Raw genomic sequence first — 17450 nt, forward strand, 5'->3', positions numbered from 1 at the left:
CCGTGAGCAGTATTTATATATGCCATCCGGTTTGCAAGGAGCATGAAAACATTCATGCGCGCTTTGTTGTGGATGATCCCTTTGTCTGGTCCCGTGACCGGTCCAGTCGGCTGTGGCTCAGTCCCTGAGGAAGAAATGGTGCTGGTCGGCGACCTGCTCGTACTCCTCCAGCCGGGCCTGCGTCCGCTCCGGGTCCGCGTCCGTCATGGCCTGCAGCAGCGCCGAGCACATCACGCCCGGGGCCGCGTAGGAGTCGAAGACCAGGCGCGATCCGGTGCCGGTGGCGAAGGCGACGTCGGCCTCGTCCGCCAGCGGCCCGAGCGCCAGGTCGGTGATCAGCGCGACCTTGAGTCCGGCACCGCGTGCCACGCGCACGGCCGTCAGGGTCTCCTGCGCGTGCCGGGGCATGGAGAACGCCAGCACCCAGGTGCCGCCCGCCTCACGCGACTGCAGCAGCGCGTCGTAGGCGACACTGCCGCCCCGGGTCACGAGCCGTACGTCCGGGTGGATCCGCCGGGCGGCGTAGGCGAAGTACTCGGCGAGCGAGACGGAGATGCGCAGGCCGAGGACGGTCAGCGGGGTCGACGACGACAGCTTGCGGCCGATGTCGATCACCAGGTTCGGATCGGCGAGGTCCCGCCGCAGGTTCTCCAGGTTCTCGATCTCGGCATCGACCGCCGCCTGCAGTTCGTTGCCCCGGATCTCCTCGGCCGGGCCGCCCGCGAGGGTGCCGAGCGCGATCGACTGGAGCTTCTCCCGCAGCGCCGGGTACCCGCTGAAGCCGACCGCCGAGGCGAACCGCGTCACCGAGGGCTGGCTCACGCCGACCCGGTCGGCGAGATCCGTGATCGACAGGAACGCCGCCTCGGTGATGTGCTCGATGAGGTACTGGGCGATGCGCCGCTGGCCAGGGGAGAGCCGGGGACGGTCGAAGAGTGTGCGCAGCTGGGAGGACGGGGAGACCTCCGCTTCGGGTGCGGCCTTCCCCGAGGTGATCGCGGATGCCTGTGCGCGTGCCTGCTGCGGCGATGGCACCGGTGCGCCTCCTTCGTCTCCCATTGACGTTCAACATAGCCCACGCACCGTGGTGACCAGGGCTTCTCCGGACAGCACATGAGATGCCCGGCGCGTGGATACCCGGAGGCGGCGTGGGAACCCGCCGCCACAGAAGATCCCGAGAGGAGCCACCGCCATGACCGTCCCCGAGGAGAACCGGCCCAGGACGCAGCCCACGGACGAGATCCCGGAGCACCGGGACGAGAATCCGTCCCGGCCGCCGGGCGGCACCGGCCGCACGCTGCGCGAGGCCCTGGAGGAGGCCGAGGTGCGCCCCGACGACTTCGACGAGCGGTAGCCCGCACCACCTCCCCCTCCGCCGACCGAACCGACGACGATCCGGCAGGTGACACCGTATGGGCGCGCTGAGTGCGCTGGAAGAAACCCTGGAAAACCGATTTGACGCCCTGTGGGCCCGGGTCCGCGACAAGGACCCGGTCGAGGTGGTCGACGCCCTGCGACGCGAGTGCGACGACAACACCGTGGTGTGCCGGGAGGGCCGTGTCATGGTCCCCAACGCCTACGACGTGGAACTCGTCGACGACATACACGACCGCCTGGCCAGCCACAGCACCCATGTGTGCCAGGCCCTCACCGACGCCCTGGCCCGCCACGCGGAACGCAAGGGCTACGAGTTCGCGGGGCCACTCGCGGTCCACGTCGCCAGGTGCCCCGAAGTCCCCAACGGCCGCTACCACGTGGCGAGTCGAGTCATGGAGCACGTGAGCGTGGACGGCTTCTTCCACGCGACCCATTGAGAAGCGCTCAACGGCGATAGATCGTGATCGAGTGCCCGACGTCGTCAACGGGGCGGCTGCTGCCGATCAACCCGGCCAGCCGCTCCGTCGCCTTCGCGGCAGCCGAGTCCGACACCACCAACAGCCCCCGCACATCACCGTCGCGTACCCCGCGCGGATCCCCGGCCTCGATGCCATACGCAGCCGGCACCCCGCTGCCCTTGTACACCAGCCACACCCGCTCCTCCGGATACCGCTCCCGCAACCGCTCGGCGAGCCGCCCGAGGTCCTGCCCCCAGTCCACGTTGGAGTCGTGCAACCGCTCCCGGGTCCGGCCCGGCCCCCCGAACGCCTCGTTGGAGTACGGCAGGTAATAGGGGTACGTACGCAGCGAACTGACGGCGACGAACACCACCAGCGCCCCTGCCAAGCGGGACACCCACGGCCGTCGCACCACGAGAACGCACCCCGCCCCCACCGCGAGGAACAGCGGCAGGAAGACGGCGTACCGCGTCCCGAAGTCCCGCGCCCCCTGCATGGCCACCAGCAGCAGCACCACCGGAGCGGCCAGCACATACGGCGCCGCCGGCCGCGACCGCCGCACCGCGATCACCACCACCGCACCGCAGATCCACAGGCCGAGCATCCCCAGCGGCGTCTTCACCAGCAGCGCGGCCGGCAGGTAGTACCAGAGCGAGCCCGAGTACAGCCGCCCGAACAGAAACCCCTGCCACGGACGGTTCTCCAGACCGAACTGGACCCGCATCCCGTCCCGGTACGCCTCGGGGAACGGCAGCAGCTCGACCAACAGCCCGCGCACCCCGCGCACGTTCGGCACAGGCTGCTCGGGAGCCCACCGCAGCCGCGGATCGACCATCACATACGTGGCCCACACGACCGCGACCGCGGCCAGGGCCACGACACCCGCGCCCGCCATCGCCCGCACCAGAACCCGGCCCCGGCTGCCCGCCGACGCGTGCCACACCGATACGGCGCCCAGCGCCATGAGTACGGGCAGGGCAGGGAGCGTGCTTATCCTCGTCGCCAGGGCCGCCCCCAGCGCCACCCCGGCGAGCGGTACGTACAGCCGGGGTCCGCGGCGGGCCCGCCACAGCAGCCACGCCGACGTGAGCACGAACCCGGCGGCCGGCACATCGAGCGTGGCGAGTGAGCCGTGGGCGATGACGTCGGGGGAGAAGCAGTGCAACGCGAGCGCGGCCAACGCCCCTGCCGTCCCCGCCAGTTCACGGGCGAAGGCGAACACGACCAGACCGAACAGCAGCGTCAGCGCGATCACGGGGAGCCGGGCCCACAGCATCAGCCGCCACGGGTCGTTGCCCGACTCGTAGAGCAGGTGCCGTCCCAGCCTGCCCTGGTCTCCCTTGAAGGAGGGGTCGAAGTGCGGATCCGCGAGGGCCACCCCGACGCCGATGACCAGCTTGCCGAGCGGCGGATGCTCGGGGTTGTGGCGCAGCCGGTGCTCGTGCGTGTACTCGGCGGCCGCGCCCACGTACACCGGTTCGTCGATGGTCGGGGTCTGCCGCACGGCGGTCGTGACCATCGCGAAGGCCATCTGCGCGAGCAGCACGACCACCAGGAGCGGCACCCACCACCGGCGGCCGGGCCGCCGCACGGCCCCGGCCGGTGCCGGGGGAGAGAGCGGCACCGGCCGGGGAGCGGCGGGAGCGATCCGGAGGTCCCACATGGACCCACTCTGCATCAGCCCCCGCCGCGCACGGCGTCACCGCCGCACGAGTCGTACCGACAGGCCCTCCGACGTGTGCACGGGTACGGCCCGCAGCGTGTCGGAGTCCAGCTCGACCCGGGCGAACCCGCCGCGCAGTGCCGGAGCGGACAGCACCGGGACGGTCGTCCCCGCGGCCGGCGGGCGCTCGGTGTCGAGCCGCAGCGACAGCACGCTGCCCCGGCCCAGCAGGACACGCCGGCTCACCGTGAGCGCCGGGCCGTGGTTCTTGCGGAGCGGCAGCTCCAGCGTCGACTCGCCCTCCTGGACGTAGGAGCCGCGCACCCGCAGGACCTTGTCCGCGCGGAGCGTGCCGCCCGTGACCCGGACGTCGCCCTCGCCGAGGGCGTTGGGGGAAGCGGCGACCAGCACGCCGTCCTCGACGACCGTCCCGCCGTGGTAGCGGTTGTGGCCCGTGAGGGTGAGCGTGCCGGTGCCGCGCTTGGTCAGCCCGCCGTCGCCCTCGATGTCGTTGCGCCAGCCGTCCGCCGCGTGGAAACCGCCGGCCGCCGCGTCCAGCGTCACCGTGACGTCGCGGTCGAAGGCGGCGTACCCGTCCGCCGCCGCGAACAGGTTCAGGCGGCCCCACTGCTCGAAGCCGTCCAGCAGGACGTACCCGGAGGGCAGCGCGGTCGTCCGCAGCACCTCGCGCCGCTGGGCCGCGTCGAGGTAGGGCAGCCGGGTCTCCAGCAGGACCTCCGCGCCCTTCGGCACGGTGAGCGGGTCCTTGCGGCCGCGGCGGGGCAGGACGTAGGTCAACCGGGGCTCTATCGCCCGGGCGTTGGCCTCGCGGTCGGCGTAGGCGTCACCGGCGTCCGGGTGCGCGTGGGCGTACAGCGTGTCCGCCGTCGTGCCCGTCTTCTGCGTGAAGTAGGCGAGGGCCTGGGCGCGTGCCGCCGCCTTGAGCTCCGCGTTCGCCGGGTCGGCCAGCGTCGCGGCGGTCAGGGCGGTGGCCATGATCCGGCCGCCGATGACGTCGACGGTGGAGTGCATGCCCGACATGATCCGGGTGTGGCTCAGCTCGAAGGCGCGCGTCACGAGTTCCTGGAACCGCTCGGGCACCGCGTACGCGTAGGCCAGTCCGGCCAGGTGGAAGGCGTTGGTGTGGCCGCTGGGGAAACCGCCGTCCTCCTTGGGCTCCTCGGAGCGCTGGCGCAGCAACTGCGTGGCGACGACCACCTCCGAGTCGTACACCGGGTAGCCGAGCGCGTCCTTCTTCCCGGTGTCGACGACCTCGCTGTCCTCGTTCATGCGCCAGGGGCGCGGGTACTGGAAGGCGAACTTGCCCGGGTTGCCCGAGGCGAACGGCCCGCGCACCGTGTCGACCAGCTTGGCCACCTTGCCGAGCTCCGAGTCGTAGGAGCCGGCGCCGAGCGCGGATCCGGCCGGGGCGTCGGCGGGCACCGCGTCGTTGATCTTGCCGGCGGGCGTGCCGTCCGGGGCGCTGGTGATCGACGTGACGGCCTTGGCACCCGCCTTGTACAGCTCGGCGAGCGGGCCCAGCGCGGCGATCATGGCGTAGCTCTGGTGCTGGCGGTCGTAGAGGAAGGCCTCCTTGGCCTGGGCCTCGGTGCGGGCCGTCGTGATCCGGGCGCAGTAGCGCATGTTGGCGCGCAGCACCTCACGGTCCAGGACCCGGCCGGTGTCCCAGGCGCCGCCGGTCTTCCACACCTTCGACATGCCGCCCAGGATCCGGACGACCGCGTTGGTCTCGGGGGTCAGGTTCGTCGTGACGTTCGACTTGTAGTCGTCGACGAACGCGGCGGGACCGGTGGCGGCCTTCGCGTCGGCGGCGGTGAGCCAGGTGGCGAAGGCCGGTGCGGCGAGCAGGCCCGCCGAGGCCCCGAGGGAGGTCTTGAGGAAGCCCCGTCGGTCGACGGTTGCGGTGCTGCGGTGCCCGGCTGATGACGGCATGGGTGCGCCTCTCTTGAGTTCTGCGACGGGTGCATCGGCCGTACGGCCGGGGGTGGTGCGGAGTGTGCGACTCGGGGTGCCTCTGGCGACTTCTGTGGCACCTGTTGCGTACGAGCGAAGATCTACGGCCGTGTTGTGACCCTTCGGAGAGGGAACGGCCACGGGCCGGTGTCCGGAACGTGAACGGCGGCCGCCCGGCTCACAGGAGTGAACGGGCCAGCGCCACGGCGCCCTCGACCGGCGGCACACGCAAGGGGTGCGGCCGGGCTGCGGGCAGGACTTCGGCGAGCGCGGAGGTGAAGGCTTCGTACAGCGCGGTCTGGGCGAGCACCGTGCCACCCGCCACCACCACGTCGTCCACCGCGACCCCGCGCCGGGCGAGCCGTACGACGAGCGCGGCGAGCGCCCGGCCGCCCTCGGCGATCACGGCCCGGGCGAGCGGCGAGCCCGCCTCGGCGGCGGCGAACACCACGGGGGAGTGCCGGCCCCACTCGGCGGAGACGTCCGCGGCGGCCTCCAGGGCCGCGCCGAGCGCGGGCACCTCGGCCACCTCGAAGGCGGTGATCAGACCTGCGGCCAGCGCGTCGGGCTCCTCGCCGCGGTCGTGCGCCGCCCAGACGGCCCGCGCGGCCTCGCGGACGAGTCCGGCCGCGCCGCCCTCGTCGCCTAGTACGGCACCCCAGCCGCCGACCTGGACCGGACCGCCGTCGGGCAACCGCCCCACCGCGACCGAACCGGTACCGGCGACCAGGCCGACGCCCTTTTCCAGCCCCGCGGCGGGCACGAGCAGCTCGGCATCGCCCACGACCAGCACGGGCACCCCCAGTCGCTCATGGAGCGCGGCCCGGATCGCTTCGCACTGGCGTGGTGTCTCGCAGGCGTGACCGCCCACGGCGACTGCGGACGGCTGCGTTCCGTCCGGCAGGGCGTCGTGGATCAGAGCGGCCAGCCGGTCCGCTGCGGCCCCGGGGTCGTGCGGTCGCCAGCCCGTACTGCTGCGGACGAGGTCGACGACGCGTCCGCCGCCCGCGAGGGCGCGCAGCTGCGTCTTGGTGCCGCCCACGTCGATACCGACCGCGTAAGGCGTGGAGTCCTGCACGGGTCCTCTTTCGTCGTTGCGCGATCACGGCGGACGGCAGGCGAACCATCCGTCGGACCACGGCAGTTGAAGAGGTAGGGAAGCCCCGGGACGGGCTTCTGTCGGCCACGGCAGGCGAGTACCGTGAAGTTCGTTAGGAAGTTAACTAACGAAGTAGGGTGCGTCAAGAGGCACGGAATTCCCGATGCCGCGCCACCCTTGCGACCGGCCGGCACGGCCGCAGCACGACCTGGGGAGACCATGCACCTGAGCGAGAGTGCCCGTGTGGTGTTCGATGTACTGGCCGAGGCGGGCACGGCCACCCGCCCCCAGCTGGCGGCCGGTGCGGGCCTGTCCAAGCCGACCGTCTCCTCCGCCGTCGCCGAGCTCGAGGCCGTCGGGCTGGCCGCCCACTCCGGGCGGGCCTCCGGCGGCACCGGCCGCAGCGCCGCCGTCTACCGGCTCGGCCCGGCCGCCGGTGCCGTGCTCGCGGTCGACCTGGGCCCGACCAGGACCCGGGTGCGCGGCTGCGCCCTGGACGGCACCCTGCTCGCGGAGGGCACCGGCTCCCGCCCGGAGGCCGCCGGCACCGTCCGCAAGGTGCTCGGCGCACTGCCCGCCGGTGCCCCGCTGCGGGCCGTCGTCGTCGCCGTCGGTGACGTCACCACGCGTGACGGGGAGGGCGCCGGGGAACGCCCCGCGACCGCGAAGGCGGGACCCGTCTTCGACGCCATGGCCGTCGCCCTGCCCGAGGGCGTGCCCGTCCACCTGGAGAACAACGTCAACTGCGCCGCGCTCGCCGAACTGCACGAAGGCGCCGCCGTCGGCCGCGAGACCTTCGGCTACCTGCGCATCGGCGTAGGCATCGGTCTCGCCGTCGTCATCGGCGGCCGGGTCCTGCGCGGAGCGAACGGCGCCGCCGGTGAGGTGGCCCGGCTGCCCTACCCCTGGGACGACAGCCGCGCCCCGCACCACGAGGGCCTGGAACAGCGCATGGGGTCGCGCACCCTGCTCCGCCGGGCGGCCGAGACCTGGCAGGACACCGACGGCCCCCGCCCGCGCACCGCGGAGCGGCTCCTCACCCTCTCCGCGCAGGGGCATGCCACGGCCCGCGCCGTCCTCGACGCGCACGCCACCGACGTGGGCCGGCTCGCCGCCGCCGTCGTCGCCGTCATGGACCCCGGACTGATCGTGCTGGGCGGCGCCACCGGCGCGGATCCGCAGCTGCTGCCCGGTGTGCGGGCCGAGCTGGCCCGGCTGAGCTGGCCCACCGAGGTGGTCAGCAGCGTGGTGGGGGACACCGGCACGGTCGCGGGCGCCGGCAAGCTGGCTGTCGCCCATGGAATTCAAACCGTGACCGGAGCGGTGCTGGCGAAGCATTGACGGCTGCGCCATCGGTCTGCCAATGTCCGGACAAGCGCTTTCTGAGTCGGCCGGGACGCCGACTCCGGGTGAGCCTCCCGCCCGTACGTGAAGTACGGCAGCCGCACGAGGGCGTGCTTGTGCGACGTCGGCCGTCATGGCCGGGGACCCCACCCGTCAAGGCGACGCGGCCGGGCGAGGTCGTGCCCCCAGAAAGCGAAATTTCCTGCAAAATGCACCCGTGCCGCCTCGGCTGGCGCCGTGCTTCTTCCGCTTCGACGAAAAGGGATTGAAGATGACCAGTCTGGGTGTGCGGCGCTCGCGCCGACTCGGCCGTGGCGGCATACGCCGCGTTGTTCCCCTCGCTGCCGTGGCGACGGCGGGCGCCCTCCTGCTCTCCGGCTGTGGTGGGGCGGACTCCGGCTCGGGCGGGACCTCCAAGTCGCTGACGTTCTGGATCTCCACGGTTCCGGGCCAGGACGCGGGCTGGAAGAAGATGGTGGCGCAGTACAAGAAGGAAACCGGCGTCAAGGTCAACCTCGTCAACATCCCCTACGACGGCTACGACGCGAAGCTGCGCAACGCCGCGCAGGCGAACTCCCTGCCCGACGTGGCGGCGGTGCCGAAGCTGGACCCGATCTGGGCGAACAAGCTGATCGACCTCGGCTCCATCGCCAACAAGAAGAGCAACAAGATCAACAAGAACTTCATCGCCAAGGACTCGTCCGGGAAGGTGCTGTCCATCCCCTCGGACATCACCGCGTCCGGCCTGTTCATCAACGAGACGCTGTTCAAGAAGGCCGGCGTCTCCGTCCCGGCCTCGCCCCAGAAGACCTGGACCTGGACCGAATTCATCAAGGCGGCGAACAAGGTCCGGGAGAAGACCGGCGCCAAGTACTCCCTCACCTTCGACCAGTCGCCCTCCCGGCTCCGCGCCATGGTGTACGAGCTCGGCGGGAAGTACGTCCACGCGGACTCCTCCGGCAAGTTCTCGGTGGACGCCGCGACCAAGAAGGCCGTGAAGACCTTCGTCGAGATGAACGACGACAAGACCATGCCGAAGTCGGTGTGGACCAGCGGCGCCGACCCGTCCGCCATGTTCCAGAGCGGTGACGTGGTCGCCTACTGGTCCGGCGTGTGGCAGGTGCCCGCCTTCGCGGAGAGCATCAAGAAGTTCGACTGGGCGAGCGTCCCGACCCCCGCCGAGCCGGTGCAGGCCAGCGACGTCAACAGCGGCGGCATGACGGTGGGCTTCAACAACAACGGCGACGCGGCCGCCGCCGCGACGAAGTTCCTGTCCTGGCTGTACGAGCCGGCCCACTACCAGGCGCTGTGCGAGGCGTCCGGGTTCCTGCCCGTCGAGAGCGGCCTGAACCCGAAGTACCCCTTCAAGTCCGAGGCGGCGCAGGCGGCGTTCAAGCTGTACAACGAGTCGATCCCGCTGTACGCACCGATCTCCGGCTACTTCAACACCGCCCAGACGAACTGGGTGCTGAAGGGCAAGAGCCTCACCGAGGACCCGACCAAGACGGAGCTCGGCAAGGCGATCAACGGCCAGCAGTCGGTCGACAAGGCGCTGGACAACATCGTGGCCGGCTACAACCAGCAGGTCGGCGGCTGAGCGCAGACCCGACAGGCCCGGGCGGCGGGGTCGAGACACCGCCGCCCGGCCTCGGGCCCCACGCGATGCCGGGCTCATGGCCCGAGCCCACAGGAACCCATTCCACCAGCACGGAGTCAGGAAGATGACCAAACGCGCCCCGGACGTGTCCGCGAGCCCGCCCAGGAGCCGCAGTAAGTACACCCTTGCGCCGCTCGTCCTCATCGCGGCCAACGTCGTGCTCTTCGCGCTGTTCTTCATATGGCCGGCGGTGATCGGGCTCGTCTACTCCTTCACGAACTACACGGGCGTAGGGGCGTTCCAGTTCGTCGGACTGGACAACTACCAGCACCTGTTCGGCGACTCCATCTTCTTCGACGCGCTGACCCGGACGCTGCTGTACACCGTGCTCTTCGTTCCGCTGAACTTCGTGCTTTCGCTGCTCATCGCCAACGTGCTGGTGAGCAAGCACGCCAAGGGCGTGTCGGTCGCCCGCGTCTTCTTCTTCATCCCGTGGCTGCTGTCGCCCATCGTCGTGGGTGTCCTGTGGCGGTGGCTGTTCGGTGAGAACTTCGGACTGGTCAACTACCTCATCGAGAAGGTCGGCGGAAGTGCCGTGCCGTGGCAGTCGAACGCGGACCTGTCGCTGATCGTGGTGGTGGTGGCCGCGTCCTGGGCCTGGACGGGCTTCTCGATGCTGCTGTTCATCGCGGCGATCAAGAACGTACCGACGTCGTACTACGAGGCGGCCGCGCTCGACGGCGCCGGCCCGTGGCGCCAGTTCGTCAGCATCACGCTGCCGAGCATCGCGCCCACCTCCTTCATCGTCATCCTGCTCAACACGATCCACGGGATGAAGGAATATCCGCTGTTCGCCTCCCTCAACAACGGCGGACCCGGAACGTCGAACAACCTGCTGGTCCAGTACATCTACCAGACCGGCTTCAAATCGGGCCAGATCGGCTACGCGAGCGCCGCGTCGTTCGTGCTCATGCTCATCCTGATGGCCGTCGCGATCATCCAGCTGATGGTCAACCGGCGGGTGGAGAACCGATGACAACCACAGACATGCCACGCAAGGTCGACTCCGCGCACGGACGGGCTGTTTCCAAGAAGCGGCCCGGCAGCGCGGCCAGTGGTGGGCTTCGGCGCGCGATTCCCGCGACGACACTGCTGTGGGTCCTGGCGGCCCTCTACGGGTTGCCGGTGCTGTGGTTCGTCCTCAGCTCCTTCAAACCGGCCGGAGACCTGTTCTCCCTTCCGCTGACGCTGTTCCCGCACGACCCCACCGTGTCGGGATACAAGGCGGCGTGGGACAGCGCCAACTTCTCCCAGTACTTCATCAACTCGACCATCGTGTGTGTGATCGCGACGATCCTCACGGTGGGCGTCAGCTGCTGCACCGGGTACGCGCTGGCCAAGTACGACAACAGGTGGCTCAAGGTCTTCTTCGTCGGCATCCTGGCCACCACGATGCTGCCGGGCGAGGTCATGCTCGCCCCGCAATTCCTGGTGGTCCGCGACCTCGGCCTCTACAACTCGCTCGCCGGCATCATCCTCCCGGCCGTGCTCACCGCGACCGGCTGCTTCATGTTCCGCCAGTTCTTCCTGACGGTCCCCGACGAGCTCATCGAGGCCGCCCGCATCGACGGCGCCCGCGAACTGTCGATCTTCCTGCGGATCATGGTGCCGATCTCCCGGCCCATCATGCTGACGCTTGCCATCCTGTCGTTCCAGTGGCGGTGGAACGACTACATCTGGCCGCTGCTGATGCTCAACGACCCCGAGAAGTTCACCGTGCAGATCGGCATCCAGAGCCTCGTCGGGGCGCAGAACATCAACTGGTCGGTGGTGCTCGGCGGATCGGTCATCTCCATGATTCCGCTGATCGTCGTCTTCCTGGTGTTCCAGCGCTACGTCATGAACGCCGACATCAACGCCGGACTGAAGGACTGACCTTGCCCACCCCGCTCGACCACGAGTTCGTCCGCGCGGTGGCCCGCGCCGCCGACCGGTCGGCCGCCCCCCGGGCGGCCGACCCCGACGAGGAACCCGCCGGTCTGCCCCACCGCGCTCTGGCGCGCCGGGTGAAGACCCTCGTCGCGGCGTACCGGTCCCCGGACTCGGCACTGCACGGCAGCGGAGGGGCCGTCGCCGCGGCGATGACCCACCTCCGCGCCCTTCGGGCCACGCAGACCGCCACCGGCCTCTTCGCCGGCGGCGACAACGTGCAGTCACCGCCGGACTCCGGGTTCACCGTCAACGACGTGTGCGACGCGCACGTCCTCGCTGCGGGCGCGGGGCCGGAACTGCACGACGTGACGGCGGCGCTCGCCGAGATCGCCGGCGCCGCCTCCGGCAGTCTCCTGACCGGCGGGGTGCACACCCCGAACCACCGCTGGGAGCTGTGCGCGGCGCTGGCCCGGCTGCATCGGTCGTTCCCCGACGACCGGCTGCTCGCCCGCATCGAGGAGTGGCTCTCCGAGGGCGTCGACATCGACGCGGAGGGCCTGTACTCGGAACGCAGCGCCAACTACGCGGCCCATGTGTCCAACCCGTCGCTGCTGCTCCTGGCCGAGGTGCTGGGCCGTGCCGACCTGCTGGACGCCGTCGAACGCAATCTCGCCACCACCCTGGACCTGTTCAGGCCGGACGGCACGGTGGAGACCGTCCTCTCGCGACGGCAGGACCAGAAGCAGCCGTTCCCGCTGGCGCCCTACCTGCCGCACTACCGGCTGCTCGCGATCCGCACCGGCCGGGGCGACTTCAGCCGCGCGGCGCGGCTGGCGGCCGTCGGCGGCATCGACGACCCCGACCTGCTCGCCGAGACCCTCCTCACCCCGGACCTGTGCCGCGTCCTGCCGACACCGACCGCGGAGACACTCCCGCGCGACCGGTACCTCACCACCGCGCGCCTCGCCGCCCGCGCCTCGGCCACCGCGCACACGGTGGTGTACGGCGGCTCGGACGTGCCCGAGCACCGGCGCATCCGCTCGGGCCTCGCCTGCAATCCCACCTTCCTGCGCCTGTTCGCCGGCGACGCGGTCCTCGACGCGGTCCGCCTCTCGCGGGGATTCTTCGACCTGGGCCCGTTCCGCGCCGCCGCCATGGAACAGCCCGCCGACCACCGGTACCGGCTCACCCAGACCCTCACGGCCGCCTACTACCAGCCGCTGCCGCCGGACCGGCGCCGGGACGACGCCGACTACCGGATGGCGGACGAGGGACGCTTCTCGGCCGCGATGGCCTTCCCGGAGCGGCCCCGGGACGAGGTCTCGCACACGACCCGCGTCGAGGTGGACCTGAGGGACGACGGTGCCGACCTACGGATCGACATCAGTGGACCGCGGGTGCCCTGGGCCCTCGAACTGACCTTCCGGCCGGGTGGAGTGCCGGAGGGCGCCGTACCGGTCGGCGAAGGGCGCTGGTGCCTCACGACCGAGCCGATGACCTACCGGGTCGGCGACGACGAGATCCGGATCGAGGCCGACGTCGAGGCGGGCGAACCGCTGGCCGGGCCGGACCGGAGCGACGTACTGCGGTACGACCCGGGGCAGGACTACACCGTGGTGGGCGGCACCGACGCGACGACCGGGAACCGCGTCTACATCGGTGGAAGCGGCCCGCACACCCTGACCCTCGCCCTGCGCGCCCGCCGGTCCGCACCTGGCGTGTGACTCCTGCGTGAGGCGGCCCGGGCATTACAGGGGCAGGCCGACCAGACCCCACCCGCGCCGCTCGGTCTCGGTCACCACGACGCCCCACTCGCGGAGCAGTACCGAGAACTCGTCGAAGTCCTCGATCCACCGGCCGGGGCACGCGGCATGCGTGCCGTACGGCACCCGCAGGCCCTCCAACAGGGGTTCGGCGCGTGCCCAGTGCCCGGCCAGTGCGGACACCGTCGCGGGCGGGCAGGCGAGGAGCAGCCGGGAGTGCCAGGGGTCGGTGTCCGCGGGGAACAGCCCCGGGGCCGAGGTGTCATCGGTGTCCCAGATCAGATCCCGCAGGAACGCGTCCAGGTGCTCACGCGTTTCCGGGGCGGCATGCTCCCGTACGTCGTCCCAGGCCTGCCCCGCCCAGAAGTGGGGCTTGTAGGAGCCGGGGGTGCTGTGGAACTCGTACCGGCCGCACCACGGGACATGCGACGCGGCGGGCCACACCCACCCCCGCTGCGGCTCCGCGCACCAGTCGAACTCGCCCTCCGGCAGCGAGGCATCCTCGAGCAGCGCGTACCGCTCCTCGAACGGCGTCTTCTCTAGCCGCTCCCAGTCCACCGCCAGCACCGTGATGTCCAGGCCCATGTCACGTCCCCACGCGCGGCAGCGCCGACTCCGGCACCACCAGGTCGGCCCGTTCCCGGGTCGTGGCGACCAGCTCGGCGTTGGGCCGGTCCGAGCGCGACACCCACGCGACCGCCTCCGCGTGGGACTTGCCGAACTGCTCGTGCCGGGCGACGAGTCGGCTGACGCGCTCCGGCTCGGGGAGTTCGCAGAACCACACCTCGTCGAGCCGGTGGCGGACCCGGGCCCAGGCGCCGGTGTCCAGGAGCAGGTAGTTGCCCTCGGTGACGACGAGCCGGGCCGACGGCGGGACCGGGATCGCCCCCGCGAGCGGCTGTTCCAGGACGCGTTCGAAGCCGGGCGCGTACACGACGTCGTCGTACCTCTCCTCGCGCAGCCGCCCCAGCAGGGCCGCGTACCCGGCGGCGTCGAACGTGTCGGGCGCGCCCTTGCGGTCCCTGCGGCCGAGCCGCTCCAGCTCGGTGTCGGCGAGGTGGAAGCCGTCCATGGGGACGTGCGCGACCCAGCGTTCGCCGGATCCGTTCAGTTCCCGCACCAGGTGCTCGGCGAGCGTCGACTTGCCCGCGCCGGGGCTGCCGGCGATGCCGAGGATCGCGCGCCGACCGTCCCGGGGGAGGGCGCGGGCGCGGTGGACGAGGTCGTCGAAGGTGAGCGGCACACCGCAGAGTGTGTCACCCGGTGTCCCGTCCCGTCCCTCCGCTGAGGCTCGCTTCACGTCAGGCACTTGGCCGTATTCCGCCCTGCGTTCCTCCACCCCGCGGGTTAATTTGTCCGTGTTTGTCAACTTTTCGAACACAGGGACAAGGGGCGGAACATGACCGACGGCTCGAACGCCATCCTGGTTCGCAGGCGAAGACGCGAACAGACGGCCGGGCCGGGCGCGCCCCGCGGAGACCGGGGGAACCGGGCGCTCGCCGCCGTGGCGGCCGTCTTCACGCTGGCTCAACTCGCCCTGGTCCGGCCCGTGCTGGGCCTCGGCTGGGACGAGATCGTCTACGTCAGCCAGGTTACCCCGCACACCCCCGAGGCCTTCTTCAGCGCACCGCGCTCCCGGGGCGTCTCGCTGCTCGTGGCACCGGTGGCGTCCTGGTCGACGTCCGTCCCGCTGCTGCGCGTCTACCTCGCCGTGCTGTCCGGACTCGCCCTCTACCTGGCCCTGCGTTCCTGGCGGGGCCTGTTCCCGACCCGTGTCCTGGTCGTCGGCGGAGCCATCTTCGCCTCCTTGTGGGTGACCCTCTTCTACGGTCCGCAGGCCATGCCCAACTACTGGGTCGCGATCGGCGCCCTGATCTGCGCGGGCTGCTTCCTGAGGGCCCGGCAGGAACGTTCCGCCCGAGCGGCCCTGTGGGGTGTCGCCGCAGGTGCCGCGCTCATGGCGTGGATGAGGCCCACCGACGCGGTCTACGTGGCGGTGCCGCTGCTCGTCCTCGCCCTGGTGCGCCGCCACTGGCGTCTGCTCCTCGTCCTCCTGGCGGGTCTCGCCGCGGGCGGCGTCGAGTGGGTGATCGAGGCCTACGTGGGCCACGGCGGCCTGGCGGAGCGCCTGGCGGAAGCCTCCCGCATCCAGGGCGGTCTGGGCTGGCACATCGCCGTCGACGACCAGCTGCGCAGCCTGGGCGGCCGGGCCCTGTGCCGGCCGTGCACCGGTCCGATGCCCAACCCCCTGGTCATCGTCTGGTGGTTCGTCCTGCCCGTCCTGGCCGGCCTCGGACTGCTCGTCGCGGCCCGGGCCCGGCGCCTGGGACGGACCCTCGTCCCGCTGGCCTGCGCCGCCACGGCCGCCCTGCCGTACCTCTTCATGATCGGCTACGCGGCGCCCCGCTTCCTCACGCCGACCTACGCCCTGCTCGCGATCCCGGTCGCCGACGCCCTGTGGCACCTGGTCAAAGGCCCGGGTGGGAAGTGGCGCCCGGTGGCCGCGACCCTGGTCGCGCTCGGCCTGGCCGGGCATCTGGCGGCGCAGCTCGCCGTCCTGGACGGCGCCGTGTCCCGCAACACCGAGAGCCGCCGCGACTGGGACCGCACCGCCGACGCCCTGCACCGCCTCGGCGTCCGCCCGCCCTGCCTGCTCACCGGCCCCGAGTCCATCCCGATCGGCTACTACACCGGCTGCTCCTCGGGCGCGACCTCCGGCAACAACGAGAACACCACCGCGGGCGCCATCCTGCGCACCGCCGACCGTCTCCCGGTCGCCCACCTCGCACCGGCCGGCGGCACCTCGCCGCGCTACGCCCGCACCTGGCCCGTCCACCGGATCTCGGACCTGGACGTCCGCGTCGCACCGCGGCCGCGGCCGCGGCGGGACGGGGCGCCGACCGCCGAGGTTAGAGGCCGCGTAACGGGAAACGCGGAACGGGCACATGAGACCGACGAGTCGACGCAGCGCGCGACAGGGAGGCAGAAGTGATGGGCACGGAACCGACGCGCCCCGGACCGATGGCGGACGACGCGTACCAGCCCACCGGGACCAACGAGGAGCAGGCGGACGCCGCGCCGCTGGATCTGCAGGACGCCGTCGACGAACGGACCTACGACGACACCCTCGACGAGGGCTACTCCCCGCCGGAGAAGCCGCTCGGCGTCAACAGGAGCGGCACCACCGCCGCCGAGCAGTACGAGGGCGAGACTCTCGACGAGCGGCTGTCCCAGGAGGTCCCCGACGTGTCGGCCGAGCCGGCCGGGGACGGCGTGGGCGACAGCCCCGACGGCGACGGCGAGCCGGTGGACCCCGAGGCGGGCACCGCCCGGGCCGGCCGTCTGGTCGCCCCGGACGAGGGCGCCCACGCCGACACCACGAAGGAGACCGTCGCGACCGACGTCGGCATCGACGGCGGCGCGGCCGGCGCGGAGGAGGCCGCCGTGCACGTGGTGGAGGACGACGGCACCCTGCCCGGGGACGACGACAGGGCGTGAACCGCCCGCGGCCGGGAGGTTCGCCCCCTCGGTGGACGCCGAGGGGGCCGTCGGTCACGGCAGCAGCTTCTCGAGCGCGGCGGGTCCCTCGGCCGCCAGCTTGCGCCTGGCCCATTCGAGGTTGTGCGGGGTGAGGTCCTTGCCCGAGGCAAGGACGAGGTCCTCCGGCGACACATCGGTGCCGGTGCGGGCGTGGAGCAGGCGGTCCGGGGTGGCGCGGTCCTCGGGCGGCCGGGACGCGTGGGGCTGTGACGTCGACATGTTCTCTGCTCCTAGGGTCCGGATCGCTGGTGCGGCCCCGGTGCTGAAAAACGGGTCCGCTCTCACCATTCCCCGCCCGAGCGCGGCGTGCATCCGGAGAGCACGGCCCCGGCCCGGGGAAACCCAGGCCCCCCGTTCGGACGCCCACCGATGTCGCCTCGCCACACCCCGGGCGACGGTGGACACACGTGTCCCCTGCGACTGACAGGAGCTTTCCCATGCGCACACGTGTGACCGCCGCGTTCGGCCTGGCCTGCGCCGCCCTGCTGGCCTGCGCCGGTACGGCCAGCGCCGACGCGGAGGCCGAAGCCATCGCCGTCGGCAGCCCCGGCTTCCTTTCCGGCAATGTCGTACAGATCCCCATCGACATCGATGCCAATATCTGCGGCAACTCGGTCAACTTCATCGGCGCGTTCAACCCCGCCATCGGCAACAAGTGCTCGATCAAGGACTGACGCACCGGTCGCACGACCCCGCCGGCGGC

General features: G+C 71.6%; 17 protein-coding genes. 10 read left to right on the forward strand and 7 right to left on the reverse strand.

Translation table 11 applies throughout. From position 1 onward, the window contains the following. Positions 1-117 precede the first annotated feature (117 nt). Positions 118-1059, reverse strand: coding sequence for a MurR/RpiR family transcriptional regulator (locus ACFT4A_RS38270; RefSeq protein WP_189727611.1), 942 nt, complete (start codon positions 1057-1059; stop codon positions 118-120). Positions 1060-1192: 133 nt separating this feature from the next. Here ACFT4A_RS38270 and ACFT4A_RS38275 point away from each other — a divergent pair, with 133 nt between their 5' ends. Then, entirely contained in the window at positions 1193-1354 is a 162-nt protein-coding gene (locus tag ACFT4A_RS38275) for a hypothetical protein (protein WP_382840096.1), read from the forward strand. Between the two features lie 58 nt (positions 1355-1412). Beyond that, positions 1413-1814: a DUF3662 domain-containing protein gene (locus ACFT4A_RS38280; protein ID WP_382840100.1), complete on the forward strand. Its 402-nt coding sequence runs from the start codon at positions 1413-1415 to the stop codon at positions 1812-1814. Positions 1815-1821: 7 nt separating this feature from the next. Here ACFT4A_RS38280 and ACFT4A_RS38285 read toward each other — a convergent pair whose 3' ends face one another. From ACFT4A_RS38285 to ACFT4A_RS38295, 3 genes are all read right to left on the reverse strand, one after another. Continuing rightward, on the reverse strand, positions 1822-3498 hold the full coding sequence (locus ACFT4A_RS38285; RefSeq protein ID WP_382840103.1) for a phospholipid carrier-dependent glycosyltransferase: 1677 nt from the start codon (positions 3496-3498) through the stop codon (positions 1822-1824). A 36-nt stretch (positions 3499-3534) separates the two neighbouring features. Then, positions 3535-5451, reverse strand: coding sequence for a phosphatase PAP2 family protein (locus ACFT4A_RS38290; protein ID WP_382840106.1), 1917 nt, complete (start codon positions 5449-5451; stop codon positions 3535-3537). A 199-nt stretch (positions 5452-5650) separates the two neighbouring features. Continuing rightward, on the reverse strand, positions 5651-6550 hold the full coding sequence (locus tag ACFT4A_RS38295; RefSeq protein ID WP_382840109.1) for an N-acetylglucosamine kinase: 900 nt from the start codon (positions 6548-6550) through the stop codon (positions 5651-5653). A gap of 240 nt (positions 6551-6790) precedes the next feature. On the opposite strand from ACFT4A_RS38295, the gene ACFT4A_RS38300 reads away from it, so the two are divergent. The 5 genes from ACFT4A_RS38300 to ACFT4A_RS38320 all read left to right on the forward strand — a co-directional run bounded on the left by ACFT4A_RS38300 (position 6791) and on the right by ACFT4A_RS38320 (position 13168). Then, positions 6791-7912, forward strand: a complete 1122-nt coding sequence (locus tag ACFT4A_RS38300; RefSeq protein ID WP_382840112.1) for an ROK family transcriptional regulator — start codon at positions 6791-6793, stop codon at positions 7910-7912. Between the two features lie 274 nt (positions 7913-8186). Further along, entirely contained in the window at positions 8187-9512 is a 1326-nt protein-coding gene (locus tag ACFT4A_RS38305; protein ID WP_382840115.1) for an ABC transporter substrate-binding protein, read from the forward strand. A gap of 124 nt (positions 9513-9636) precedes the next feature. Next, complete coding sequence (locus ACFT4A_RS38310) at positions 9637-10548, forward strand: carbohydrate ABC transporter permease (protein ID WP_382840118.1); 912 nt, start codon at positions 9637-9639, stop codon at positions 10546-10548. Continuing rightward, positions 10545-11447 carry a carbohydrate ABC transporter permease gene (locus tag ACFT4A_RS38315; RefSeq protein WP_382840121.1) on the forward strand — a complete coding sequence of 301 codons (903 nt, stop codon included), beginning with the start codon at positions 10545-10547 and terminating at the stop codon, positions 11445-11447. The genes ACFT4A_RS38310 and ACFT4A_RS38315 overlap by 4 nt, the downstream gene beginning before the upstream one ends. Before the next feature lie 2 nt (positions 11448-11449). Further along, positions 11450-13168: a hypothetical protein gene (locus tag ACFT4A_RS38320; protein ID WP_382840123.1), complete on the forward strand. Its 1719-nt coding sequence runs from the start codon at positions 11450-11452 to the stop codon at positions 13166-13168. 24 nt (positions 13169-13192) lie between these two features. On the opposite strand, the gene ACFT4A_RS38325 is transcribed toward ACFT4A_RS38320, so the two are convergent. Together ACFT4A_RS38325 and ACFT4A_RS38330 are read right to left on the reverse strand one after the other, a co-directional pair. Beyond that, positions 13193-13792, reverse strand: coding sequence for a hypothetical protein (locus ACFT4A_RS38325; protein WP_382840126.1), 600 nt, complete (start codon positions 13790-13792; stop codon positions 13193-13195). Between the two features lies 1 nt (position 13793). Then, a complete protein-coding gene (locus ACFT4A_RS38330) occupies positions 13794-14450 on the reverse strand; it encodes a nucleoside/nucleotide kinase family protein (protein ID WP_382840129.1) in 657 nt (218 codons plus the stop codon). 156 nt (positions 14451-14606) lie between these two features. On the opposite strand from ACFT4A_RS38330, the gene ACFT4A_RS38335 reads away from it, so the two are divergent. Both ACFT4A_RS38335 and ACFT4A_RS38340 read left to right on the forward strand, forming a co-directional pair. Further along, positions 14607-16199: a hypothetical protein gene (locus ACFT4A_RS38335; RefSeq protein WP_382840131.1), complete on the forward strand. Its 1593-nt coding sequence runs from the start codon at positions 14607-14609 to the stop codon at positions 16197-16199. After that, positions 16199-16705 (forward strand): DUF5709 domain-containing protein, encoded by a 507-nt coding sequence (locus ACFT4A_RS38340; protein ID WP_382840134.1) that lies wholly within the window; start codon positions 16199-16201, stop codon positions 16703-16705. The genes ACFT4A_RS38335 and ACFT4A_RS38340 overlap by 1 nt, the downstream gene beginning before the upstream one ends. Positions 16706-16759: 54 nt before the next feature. Here ACFT4A_RS38340 and ACFT4A_RS38345 read toward each other — a convergent pair whose 3' ends face one another. Continuing rightward, positions 16760-16966 (reverse strand): hypothetical protein, encoded by a 207-nt coding sequence (locus tag ACFT4A_RS38345; protein WP_189727596.1) that lies wholly within the window; start codon positions 16964-16966, stop codon positions 16760-16762. 218 nt (positions 16967-17184) lie between these two features. Between ACFT4A_RS38345 and ACFT4A_RS38350 the strand changes: the two genes are divergently transcribed. Further along, entirely contained in the window at positions 17185-17421 is a 237-nt protein-coding gene (locus tag ACFT4A_RS38350; RefSeq protein WP_382484577.1) for a chaplin, read from the forward strand. The last annotated feature ends 29 nt before the right edge of the window (positions 17422-17450 follow it).

The sequence above is a fragment of the Streptomyces sp. NPDC057099 genome (assembly GCF_042671245.1).
GTDB lineage: Bacteria > Actinomycetota > Actinomycetes > Streptomycetales > Streptomycetaceae > Streptomyces > Streptomyces purpurascens.

Excerpts from the sequence above, each read along its gene's own strand:
- ACFT4A_RS38270 (WP_189727611.1), bottom strand. The coding sequence starts at position 1,059 with ATGGGAGACGAAGGAGGCGCACCGGTGCCATCGCCGCAGCAGGCACGC.
- ACFT4A_RS38275 (WP_382840096.1), top strand. The coding sequence starts at position 1,193 with ATGACCGTCCCCGAGGAGAACCGGCCCAGGACGCAGCCCACGGACGAG.
- ACFT4A_RS38280 (WP_382840100.1), top strand. The coding sequence starts at position 1,413 with ATGGGCGCGCTGAGTGCGCTGGAAGAAACCCTGGAAAACCGATTTGAC.
- ACFT4A_RS38285 (WP_382840103.1), bottom strand. The coding sequence starts at position 3,498 with ATGTGGGACCTCCGGATCGCTCCCGCCGCTCCCCGGCCGGTGCCGCTC.
- ACFT4A_RS38290 (WP_382840106.1), bottom strand. The coding sequence starts at position 5,451 with ATGCCGTCATCAGCCGGGCACCGCAGCACCGCAACCGTCGACCGACGG.
- ACFT4A_RS38300 (WP_382840112.1), top strand. The coding sequence starts at position 6,791 with ATGCACCTGAGCGAGAGTGCCCGTGTGGTGTTCGATGTACTGGCCGAG.
- ACFT4A_RS38305 (WP_382840115.1), top strand. The coding sequence starts at position 8,187 with ATGACCAGTCTGGGTGTGCGGCGCTCGCGCCGACTCGGCCGTGGCGGC.
- ACFT4A_RS38310 (WP_382840118.1), top strand. The coding sequence starts at position 9,637 with ATGACCAAACGCGCCCCGGACGTGTCCGCGAGCCCGCCCAGGAGCCGC.
- ACFT4A_RS38315 (WP_382840121.1), top strand. The coding sequence starts at position 10,545 with ATGACAACCACAGACATGCCACGCAAGGTCGACTCCGCGCACGGACGG.
- ACFT4A_RS38325 (WP_382840126.1), bottom strand. The coding sequence starts at position 13,792 with ATGGGCCTGGACATCACGGTGCTGGCGGTGGACTGGGAGCGGCTAGAG.
- ACFT4A_RS38335 (WP_382840131.1), top strand. The coding sequence starts at position 14,607 with ATGACCGACGGCTCGAACGCCATCCTGGTTCGCAGGCGAAGACGCGAA.
- ACFT4A_RS38340 (WP_382840134.1), top strand. The coding sequence starts at position 16,199 with ATGGGCACGGAACCGACGCGCCCCGGACCGATGGCGGACGACGCGTAC.
- ACFT4A_RS38345 (WP_189727596.1), bottom strand. The coding sequence starts at position 16,966 with ATGTCGACGTCACAGCCCCACGCGTCCCGGCCGCCCGAGGACCGCGCC.
- ACFT4A_RS38350 (WP_382484577.1), top strand. The coding sequence starts at position 17,185 with ATGCGCACACGTGTGACCGCCGCGTTCGGCCTGGCCTGCGCCGCCCTG.